Source organism: Archangium gephyra, from assembly GCF_049060025.1.
GTDB classification, from domain to species: Bacteria; Myxococcota; Myxococcia; order Myxococcales; family Myxococcaceae; genus Archangium; species Archangium gephyra_A.
The window spans coordinates 2488784-2498787 of record NZ_JBMEQQ010000002.1; the positions used below are offsets into that span (position 1 = coordinate 2488784).

Annotated in this window: 6 protein-coding genes; 2 read left to right on the forward strand and 4 right to left on the reverse strand. The window is 68.5% G+C overall.

Annotated features, from left to right (window positions below; all coding sequences use genetic code 11):
* Window positions 1–111: 111 nt before the first annotated feature.
* The 3 genes from ACN28I_RS10690 to ACN28I_RS10700 all read right to left on the reverse strand — a co-directional run bounded on the left by ACN28I_RS10690 (window position 112) and on the right by ACN28I_RS10700 (window position 6573).
* Entirely contained in the window at window positions 112–4635 is a 4524-nt protein-coding gene (locus ACN28I_RS10690; RefSeq protein ID WP_420941961.1) for a kelch repeat-containing protein, read from the reverse strand.
* Window positions 4636–4957: 322 nt separating this feature from the next.
* Complete coding sequence (locus tag ACN28I_RS10695; RefSeq protein ID WP_420941962.1) at window positions 4958–5476, reverse strand: putative immunity protein; 519 nt, start codon at window positions 5474–5476, stop codon at window positions 4958–4960.
* Between the two features lie 161 nt (window positions 5477–5637).
* The gene (locus ACN28I_RS10700) at window positions 5638–6573 is read right to left on the reverse strand and encodes an ATP-grasp domain-containing protein (protein ID WP_420941963.1); all 936 of its coding nucleotides are present in this window, start codon (window positions 6571–6573) and stop codon (window positions 5638–5640) included.
* A 432-nt stretch (window positions 6574–7005) separates the two neighbouring features.
* Between ACN28I_RS10700 and ACN28I_RS10705 the strand changes: the two genes are divergently transcribed.
* A complete protein-coding gene (locus ACN28I_RS10705) occupies window positions 7006–7746 on the forward strand; it encodes a hypothetical protein (RefSeq protein ID WP_420941964.1) in 741 nt (246 codons plus the stop codon).
* Between the two features lie 2 nt (window positions 7747–7748).
* Window positions 7749–8204: an immunity 26/phosphotriesterase HocA family protein gene (locus ACN28I_RS10710; protein ID WP_420941965.1), complete on the forward strand. Its 456-nt coding sequence runs from the start codon at window positions 7749–7751 to the stop codon at window positions 8202–8204.
* An 86-nt stretch (window positions 8205–8290) separates the two neighbouring features.
* On the opposite strand, the gene cysI is transcribed toward ACN28I_RS10710, so the two are convergent.
* Window positions 8291–10003 (reverse strand): assimilatory sulfite reductase (NADPH) hemoprotein subunit, encoded by a 1713-nt coding sequence (gene cysI, locus ACN28I_RS10715; RefSeq protein WP_420941966.1) that lies wholly within the window; start codon window positions 10001–10003, stop codon window positions 8291–8293.
* Window position 10004 lies beyond the last annotated feature (1 nt).

The following is a 10004-nucleotide window of genomic DNA, read 5'->3' on the forward strand; positions in this document are numbered from 1 at the left end:
GGAGCCCGAAAATAGGTTGAGGGTCTGACATCACGCGGAATGGATGGCCATGGCCGGACCACGCAATGCGTCACGGCACCACAATCCCTCTCAAAATTCCGCGAGACGGAGTCAATTCGTGATGATGAACTCCACGCGGCGGTTCTCGCTTCGGCCTTCCGGCGTGGCGTTCGATGCGATGGGACGCGACGGACCGTAGCCCCGGGCCTCGAGACGAGTGCCCGCGATGCCTCGCTGGATGAGGTAGGCCCGCACCCCATTCGCACGCTCCTGACTCAGTGTGAGATTGAGCCGTTCCTGTCCCGAGTTGTCCGTATGGCCCTCGATGCGGAGCGAGACCTCGGGCCGCGACTTCAGCAGCCCGGCGATCTCATCCAGGATGCGCGCGCCGTCCCCCTGAATCTCGGCGAGGCCCACCGCGAAGACGATCTTCCGGCCCGCCAGGGAGAGCCGCTCCTCCTTCACCGGAGGCGAGACAGGCTCGGGAGCGACCTCCGGGTCCCGCTTCGGGCACCCCTCGTCGTCCGGTGACCCCACCTCCAGCGGACAGCGGTCCGCCTTGTTGGGCACGGAGTCTCCGTCATCATCGGAGTCGGGGCACTGCTCGGGCATGTGCTTCCGCCCGTTCTGGCAGACGTCCTCGGGAGGAGGAGGCGGCGCCCAGGCGATTCCCACCCCCGCCCGCCACGAGGGCGTCCCCGGGATGTCGGTGAAGCCTCGCCCGGCGAGCGCGCTCACCTCGAAGCCATGTCCGATGGGCAGCCGCACGCCTCCGAGCAGCTCCACCGCCACGTCCGGGTGCACCAGCGACTCCGCCACCTGCAGGGCCAGCTCGCCGCGAAGACCGCTCCCCCGGGTGGCCACCACCAGCGCCTGCTCCAGCTCGGTGCCCACGTCGCGGCCCGGTTGGACCTCCTTCGATTTCACCCGCGCGCCCACGCTGGCCCCCAGCACGAACATTCCCACCTCGCGCCCCAGCGAGACGCGGGGCCAGAACTGGAACCCGGCCCAGTGCTCCTGGCGTCCGAACGCACTCGCACTTCCCCCCGGAAGCCCCACGTCGAGCCCCACCGCGAGGGATACCGGCGCCCCTTCCTCGCGCCGGAGCAGCGCGTAGCGCCCTCCCACCTCCGGCGTCCCCAGCCCCGAGGACGAAGCTCTGGAGACACCGGCCAGCAGCTCCACGCCATGGCCACCCTGGGAGATGATGACCGGCAGCCGGGCGGACAGCTCCAGGCGCTCCGCCGGAGACCATGCCCCCATGAGCCAGGCCGACGTCCGGTACTGCAAGAGGGAGCGGTCGTACCCATCACTGCCTCGCAGCACCAGGATGCCGCGCTCGTAGTGGGTCAGGAGGCCGAGGCGATAGCCGCCCACGGGGAGCAGCCGTCCGGAGTCCACCAGCAGCGAGTCCGTCGCGGCGGCGCTGAGGCGCAGACGCTCCACGTCGAACGCAACCACGGGGCTGGAGGGCGTCTGCCCCGAGACGCTGGTGGCGGCCAGGGCCGTGACGAGCACACAGGTTCGTGCGAGTTCACGGCGCCGGCGTCCCGCCCACACGGCGAGGACCGACAGCACGGCCAGCGCCGCGTCCGCGCCTCTGCCGGTGGCCTGACAGCCGCCGCCAGCGATCGACACCACCCGGGCTTGAACGGTGACGGTGAACGAGCACGTCGCCTGATTGCCCGCCTCGTCCTCCGCTGTCGCGGTGACCGTCGTCCTCCCCGCCGGCAGGGTGCTCCCCGATGGCCGCGAGTACGTCACCGGGGGATTCGTGGTGATGGCGTCGGTCGCGGTGGCGGGGGAATACGTCACCGGTGCCCCCGCTGGCTCCGTCGCCTCCACCACCAGGTCCGCCGGGCAGGTGATGTCCGGAGGCGTCTGGTCGGCCACGGTGAGCGTCACGGTGGCGACGTTGCTGCCCAGTCCGCAGTCCCGTGCCTGGAAGGTGAAGCTGTCCGGCCCCAGGTAGCCCGGCTCGGGCGTGTACGTGACGGAGGGGGGCGTACCGCTCAGCGTCCCATGGGCCGGAGGGGTGACGATGACGAAGGTCAACGAAGGATCCGCCTCGGCATCCGTCGCCACCAGCGACAGATTCACGGGCTCGTCGTACGGCGTGGAGACCGTCATATCCTCCGCCACCGGCGCGGTGTTCTCCATCACCGTCACCATCCGCCCGCCGCCTCTCGCGTTGGCGAAGACGGAGAGCGCATAGGCGCCTGGCGCCACGTTGGCGGGAATGGGCACCGTCACGCCCGTGGCGGACATCCCGGTGCCCGGCAACGACCAGAGCCGGCGTCCCTCGGCCGCCTGCAATCGCACCAGCGGGAAGTTCGTCGCGGAGTCCTTGTGGTCTCCCGTGCTGGCTCCGGAGATGCCCCGGAACAGCGTGCCGGTGATGCGCGCGGAACAGGTGCGCATCACCACGTCGGGCCCCGTCACCACCGGGCGCCAGGCCGGCTGCGCCCCGGTATCCTCGTACAGCTCGGCGCTCGCCAGCCACGCGCCCGCGGCGCCCTGACCGCCCAGCGCGAGCACCTCGTTCGAGGGCAGGACGACGGTGTCGAAGCGCAGCCGCCCGGCGGCGAGGCCCGGCGCGGACTTCCAGGTGTGGGTCGCGCTGTCGTACAGCTCCGCGGTGGCGAGTCCCGTGCCCCCCGGCCCCTGACCTCCCAGGACGAGCAACCGGCCGGAGGGCAACAGCGCGGCCGAATGGAACGCGCGCGGGCCGGCCAGCGTCCCCGCCGGGGCCCAGGTGTTGGAGACCGGGTCATACACCTCCGCCGACGCCAGCTCCGCCGCGAGCGAGGTCCCCGCCACCGCCAGCACCCGGCCCGACGGCAGCAGCGTCAGTGTGAAGGAGGCCCGTGCCTGCGAGAGGCCCGCGGCGGGGGCCCACGTGTTGGAGGCCGGGTCATACAGCTCCGCCGAGGCCAGCGGTGCGCCCCCGTTCTCACCACCTGCCACCAGGACCCGGCCGTCGTGCAGCAGCACGGCCGCGTGACGCGAGCGGGGCGTGGCGGCCGAGCCGGCGGGAGCCCACGTGTTGGCGGCCGGGTCATACAGCTCCGCCGCCCCCGTGCCCGCTCCTCCCACCACGAGCACCCGGCCCGAGCCCAGCACCGTCGCGGTATGCCCATCCCGGGCGGCCGTCATCGAGCCCGCGGGCGTCCAGGCATCGGCCACGGGATCGTACCGCTCCGCCGAGGCCAGCGGCCCCCCGCCATTCCCACCTCCGGCGGCGAGCACCTGGCCAGACGGCAGCAGGCTCAGCGTGGCGCGCTCGCGCGCGGTGGCCAGGGAGGCGGCGGGAGCCCAGGTGTTGCTCGCGCGCGTGTAGCGCTCCGCTGTCCCGAGTACGCCACTCGCGCCCCGGCCTCCCGCGGTCAGCACCTGTCCCGACGGCAGCAGCACGGCGGCGGAGCCTCGGCCCTGCGCGAGATTGCCGGCCGGAGCCCAGCGGCCGCTGGATGCATCGTAGAGCTCCACGTTGGCATAGAAGGTCAGGCTCGGGTTCGAGCTGTAGCCCCCCATGATCAGCACCTGACCCGTCGTCAGCAGGGTGGCGGTGGAATTCTCGCGAGCCACCGCCATCGTATTGGCGGCGGCCCAGGTTCCCGTCGCCGGGTCATATAGCTCCGACACGGCCTGCGCGTTGCGCGCCCCATCCGAGCCACCCTGGACCAGGACCTTGCCGTTGGGCAGCAGGGTGGCCGTGTGCCCGTTTCGCGGATGGAGGAGCGCACCGGTGGCGGTCCACGTGTTGGCCACTGGGTCATAGAGCTCCGCGTGGGTGGTGATCCCCGCGCCCGTGAAGCCTCCCGCCAAGAGGACACGGCCATCGGGGAGCAGCGTCGCGCTCGCGTAGTGCCGGGGAACCAGGGGCGGCGCCGCCCGCGACCAGGTCCCGGCTGCGGGATCGTAGAGCTCCGCGACGGGCACCTCTCCCGTGACGTTGTTGAAGCCGCTGGCCACCAGCACCCGGCCGTCCCTCAGCAAGGTGGCGGTGTGAGCCCGGTGGACGACGGACATGGAGCCGGTGGCGGTGAAGGTGTTCGTCGCGGCGTCATAGAGTTCCGCCGTGTTCAGGTTGGAGCCTCCCGCGACGAGCACCTGCCCCGAGGGCAGGAGGGTGACGGTGGACAGGCTGCGAGGCGCGGACATCGCCCCCGTGGCGGACCAGGTGTTCGTCGCGGCGTCATGGATGCGTGCCGACGGGCTGCCGTCCGACATGACGAATGCCCTCCCGGTGGGAAGCAGGACGCTCGACATGATGTTGCCCGTGATGCCTGGGCTTCCGGCGGAGGCCCAGGTGCCGGTCTCCGGATCGAAACGCTCGGCGGAAGCCACGAACCCGGTCCGGTTGACGCCACCCACCACCAGGACATCGCCGTCGGGCAGGAGCAGCGAGGCGTGCTGCGCCCTCGCGCTCGCCATGCTGGCCGTCGACGACCAGCCCGGGTCCACCACCAGCGGCGCGGTGAGCCCCTCGAGGGAAACCTCGGGGAAGTAGGCCCGCGCCAGGGAGACTGCCTCGGCCGAGGAAGGCAGGGTGCCCTTCTGCTCGCATGCGAGGACGAAGACACCGCAGAGCATCACGAAGAGGAGGCGTCCCGAGGCCCAACCTGTCTGCATTCACCCTCCAGGCCCAGGCTTGCGCCATGGGCTGACGCGCCAGGGGGCGCGCCCGATGCGGAAGTCCTCCGCGTGTGACTCCGCGTGTAACACACCCACGGGTCAATCGGCCTGGGTCAACAACCGCCTCGCTCGCGGCCACCGTCTGCTCGAAGCGCTCCAGCGCCAGGGCACCCCGGGCGCCGTACCGGCACAGCGGCTCCAGGCCTTCCCTGTGAGCCCTGCACGCCAAGACGCATCTACATGCCAACGACAGACCGGGACTGGAGCGGCTATGCCGCTACGGGGCACGCGGTGCGGCGGAAGGGCATCCCCATGCCGGTCAGCAATCGAATACAAACCAACACACATGATTGCGCAGCCGCTGGTCGTCAAGCACAAGCTCCCGGATTGCGTCTGGAAGCTGCTCACGCTGCCATTGGCATTCCCGGCGGCCAGCTTGTTCACGCTCAGCTTCAGGAGCTGCGGCTTGCACGGCCCTGATCGCATAGGCCGCCGCGCCCAACTCATGCGCTGCCACGTGAGCCACTGCTACAGCCTGCCCAGCCGCGTAGGCCGCAAGCTTTGCCGCGCCGGACACATCTCTGGCGGCGGCATTGGCGACAAAAGCAGCCTTGTGGGCCTGGCGCATTTTAATCTCGCCTCGTGTCCAGGCGTGAGCCAGCTCGATCGCCTGGCGCGGCCGCTCATCTTCGGGTCGTGCTTCTTCAAAAAAATGCAGGACATGCTCCGCGCATGTGGCAGCCCATATTGCAAGAAGGTGGTGATTTGCATCACTCAAGGTGCCGCCACGACGAACGGTAATAAACCTGGGATCGCGAGGCTCAATGAAGATAGGCATATACAATGATTATACTGCAAAGACAGGCAAGCCACCAACAAACACACCGCGGCAAGCAGGATTCGCACGTTCATCCCCCTTGATTGATGCCCGGAGACGTGGCCCGCAGTAGGGCACGTTGCGCAGCCACCCGCCGAGGACAGGGGCCCAGAAGCCGTACCTCATGCCTCCTCCCCACTCCGCCGGGCGCCAATGACCTCGAGAAGGTAGTCCGCGAGCTGCTCGTGCGGATCCCACCCCAGAACCTCGAGCGGTCTGGCCACGAAGTTGGATAGCCCGTTGATGTCATAGAAACGGCGCGTGCCGTCGCGGTCGTCGATCATGAACTCGATGCCGCACAGCTCCATGTTCGCCGCGCACGAGATGCGCTCCACGGCCTGGAGGGTCTCGGCATCGAGCTGGGTCTGCTCGATGGTGATCTTCGGCTTGCCCACCATGCACGCGTCGGCGGGGCACAGATCGAAGGAGCCGCCGTCGGTGGTCAGGGAGATGGCGTAGAGGAAGCGTCCGGCCAGCGTCTCCGCGCGCACGATGCGGCTGCCGCGGGTGGGGATGTACTCCTGGACGAGCGTGACGCTGTCGATGCTGGTGGGCGTGGTGCCGTCGGCGACGGCCTGGACGAGCTGCTCCATGCTGTCATAGCGCACGACGCCAGCGCCCGAGCCGCCGATGTTGACCTTGACCACGATGGGAAAGCGCAGGCCCTGGGCGGCGCGGGGCAGGTCGGCCCGGCGATGCACCACGCGCGTGGCCGGGGTCGCGTAGCCCAGCGAGTTGATGAGCGAGAGCTGGCGGGCCTTGGACGTGTCCACCGCGAGGGCCGGGTTGCCGTTGATGATGCGGGCACCGCACTGCTCCCAGTGCGAATAGAGGGACTGGGCGTAGAAGATGCCGTGCTCGTCCTGGCGCAGGAAGGAGCTCATCGCCACGCGGCTGAAGATGACCGGCGCGGGCGGCGTGCGGTCATTCAGGTCGAAGAAGTGCTCGTCCAGGCGCAGTGGCACATAGGGGATGCCCCGCCGCTCGAGGGTGGCGAACAGGGGCTTGAACCACTCGGGGTGCTCGTAGAAGACGGCAATCTGGGGCTGAGTGCTCATGGAGGACACCTGAGACCAAGGGAAGTCCAGCGTGCCCTTGGACAAGAGCACGAGGACAAGCGGGTCTAGGTGCTACCATGAATCAGCCAGCGGCGGCGGGGGCGGGAAGCGTGGTGGCCGGAGGCGCGGACTCAGAGGTGCTACGTGATGCGTTGTTCACTGGTGCTGCTCTGCGTGGCCCTGGTGGGGTGTGGGGGCGCTGCTCCAAGCGTCCGTCATGCCCCGGATGCGCCGAGGCGCTGTGCCTATATCCCCTCCCGTGACGAGGCGGCCGGAGCCTTGACGGAGGAGGTATCCTCGACTCGCGCGGGTGTTCACGTGGTGCTTGTCGCGGCGGCGGGGGCTGCGCCCGTGGCTCCCCCTGCCCCAAGTCCGGCCCCCGTCCTGAAAGGACTATCAGGTGAGGGCCTGGGGAACGGCATTCCCCGGGGCATGCTCAGGTTGGTGCTTGATGGAGGCGCGGGCACAAAGGTAGGAGCCGGCGGTGCCGCAGGGGAGACGGTGGTGGTGGGGGGAGCGTTCGTCGCGGCCGTGGGCAGTGGGTTGCTGGTCTGCTTGACGGCTCGTGCGGCCCTGGATGGGGAGAAGACCCCCATCGAGATCGCGGACGAGTATTACGGCACACACTTCGGAGACGTAAAGGGGTGGGTTCAGGGTCAATACCCAGCCCAGGCTCCTCCTCCTGGCGCAGCGCACAGGCCGAAACCCGACGAGAGCACCGGCAAGAGGCTGGGGCGCATCTATATCACCTACACGAAGCTCAATAAGGTGACCCACCGCTACTACGCGGGGCGGACCAGCATGGTCGTCGATCTTGCTGAGTCCCTCGAATTTCAGGCCGCACTCGCGGTTCTCCTCCGAGACAGAAACCACCACCTGGACGAGAGTGCTGAACCGAGTGGCGCCATGTTCGGCCTGGCGCAGACTGATCGATTCGATGTCGGCACCGCCGTTGACTATAGCCGTCGCTATGACGACGTCGCTTATTGGCGGATTCGCGGGAGAGAGCAGCAGTTGATTGATTTCCTTGGAGGAGCCCGCTCTGACACCGGAGAGCCTTATCGTACCGAGAATGCCGTACGCGGCGTGGCGAAAGAAAATCCACAAGGCAAAAGGTTCCACGCCGCCGCGACGGAGTTGTGGGGCCAACTTCACCCTTACACGGGATACTAGGAATGCCGCGAATCTACAAACCGGGCTCGTTCTTGAGAATCCCCCTTGCCGACGGCTCTTTCGGTTACGGCAGGGTGCTCAAACTGCCGCATGATGCCTATTACGATTACAGGACCGACACTCCAGATTCCGATCTGGATCGGATTGCCTCCAAGCCTATCCTTTTCAAGATCATGGTTCGCCATATGGAGGAGAGAGCATGGGAACTCATTGGGTGGAGAAAGCTGGAGGAGCAGTTTTCTCAACCGATCGTCCAGTTCATGCAGGATATTGGGAACTTCCGCGACTGCACGATCTTCGACACCGTCGGCAATTCGAGGCGCGCGGAGCCCCAGGAGTGTGTCGGACTTGAGCGCTCGGCTGTCTGGGAAGAAGTGGGAGTCGAGCAACGCCTGCTCGACTCCTTCATGGGGCGGCCCAACGATGACATGGAGCACTTGAAGGTGCGCCTGAAATAGGCACGCTCATAGTAGCGGACGCGGCTCAAAGCGGCGGGTCGTTCTACGTGGAGGCGGCGGGAATCGAACCCGCCGCCCCGAGCACCTCACGCTCCGGTGGCGGAGACGGAACGCTCGGCGGCCGGAGGCGCGGCGACCACGCCCGTGCGCACGGTGAAGTCACCGAACGCTTCCCCGGGCTGCCGGTCGCGCGCGAACGCGGCGAACAGCGGCTCAAGCGCCGCCAGGAGGCCCGCCTCGTCCACGTTCTCGCGGTACAGGCGGTTGAGCCGCTGCCCCCGCTGATCGCCACCCAGGAAGAGGTTGTAACGGCCGGGCCCCTTCCCCACCAAGGCGATCTCCGCCAGGTACGGCCGCGCGCAGCCATTCGGGCAGCCGGTGATGCGCAGCAGGAGGTTCTCCTTCTCCAGCCCGTGCACCACCAGCCGCTCCTCGATCAGCCCCGCGACGCGCGGCAGGTAGCGCTCGGCCTCGGCCATGGCCAGGGCGCACGTCGGCAGCGCCACGCACGCCAGCGCGTTGCGCCGCAGCGGGCTCGCGCTCCGGAAGCTCGTGAGGCCATGTGCCTCCACCAGCTTCTCGATGGCCGCCTTCTCCTCCGGCGGAATGCCCGCGATGATCAGGTTCTGGTTGGGCGTGAGCCGGAAGTCTCCCTGGTGCACCCGGGCGATCTCCCGCAGGCCCGTCAGGAACCGCTGGCCCTCCGTGTCCGCCACCCGGCCGCTGTCGATGTGCAGCGTCAGGTTCCAGCGTCCATCGTGCCCCTGGATCCACCCGAAGCGGTCCCCGTTGTGCTCGAACACGAACGGCCGCGCGGTCTCCAGCGGGTAGCCCAGCCGCTTCTGCAGCTCGGCGACGAACCAGGCGATGCCACGGTCCTCAATGGTGTACTTCAGGCGCGCGTGCTTGCGGTTGGTGCGATCGCCGTAGTCGCGCTGCACCTTCACCACGTTCTCCGCCACCTCCAGCAGTTGCTCGGGGCGGATGAACCCGATGACGTCCGCGAGCCGAGGGAACGTCGCCGCCTCACCGTGCGTGGCGCCCATGCCGCCGCCCACCAGCACGTTGAAGCCCACCAGCTCCCCGCCCTCGATGATGGCGATGAAGCCCAGGTCCTGCGAGAAGACGTCCACGTCGTTCAGCGGCGGCACCGTGATGCCCACCTTGAACTTCCGCGGCAGGTAGGTGGGCCCGTACATGGGCTCCTCCTCGCCGCCGGCCACCTTCTCCTTGTCCAGCCAGATCTCGTAGTACGCCCGCGTCTTCGGCAGCAGGTGCTCGGAGAGGCGGAGGGTCCACTGGTACACCACCGCGTGCGCGCGCGAGTCCACCGGGTTGGGGTTGCACATCACGTTGCGGTTGACGTCTCCGCACGCGGCGATGCTGTCGAGCAGCACCGCCTCCATCCCCTTCATGGTGCTCTTCATGTCCCCCTTGAGCACGCCGTGGAGCTGGAAGGCCTGACGCGTGGTCACGCGCAGCGTTCCGTTGGCGTACGTGCGTGCCAGCTCGTCCAGGGCGAGCCACTGCTTCGGGGTGCACACCCCGCCCGGCAGGCGGGTGCGGATCATGAAGCTGTAGGCCGGCTCCAGCTTCTGCTGCCGGCGCTCCTCGCGGATGTCCCGGTCGTCCTGCTGGTAGCTGCCGTGGAACTTGATGAGCTGGGTGTCGGCCGGAGCGATGGCGCCGGTGAGCGGGTCCGCGAGGCTCTCGGCCAGAGTGCCTCGCAGGTTCCGGCTGCGCGCCTTGATGTGCTCCACCTCGGAGAGGGCCGGAGTCGTCGGATTCTTGCTGCTCATG

Bases quoted from the DNA above. Each gene is read 5' to 3' on its own strand.
- ACN28I_RS10690 (WP_420941961.1), bottom strand. From the start codon at position 4,635: ATGCAGACAGGTTGGGCCTCGGGACGCCTCCTCTTCGTGATGCTCTGC.
- ACN28I_RS10695 (WP_420941962.1), bottom strand. From the start codon at position 5,476: ATGCCTATCTTCATTGAGCCTCGCGATCCCAGGTTTATTACCGTTCGT.
- ACN28I_RS10700 (WP_420941963.1), bottom strand. From the start codon at position 6,573: ATGAGCACTCAGCCCCAGATTGCCGTCTTCTACGAGCACCCCGAGTGG.
- ACN28I_RS10705 (WP_420941964.1), top strand. From the start codon at position 7,006: ATGCTCAGGTTGGTGCTTGATGGAGGCGCGGGCACAAAGGTAGGAGCC.
- ACN28I_RS10710 (WP_420941965.1), top strand. From the start codon at position 7,749: ATGCCGCGAATCTACAAACCGGGCTCGTTCTTGAGAATCCCCCTTGCC.
- cysI (WP_420941966.1), bottom strand. From the start codon at position 10,003: ATGAGCAGCAAGAATCCGACGACTCCGGCCCTCTCCGAGGTGGAGCAC.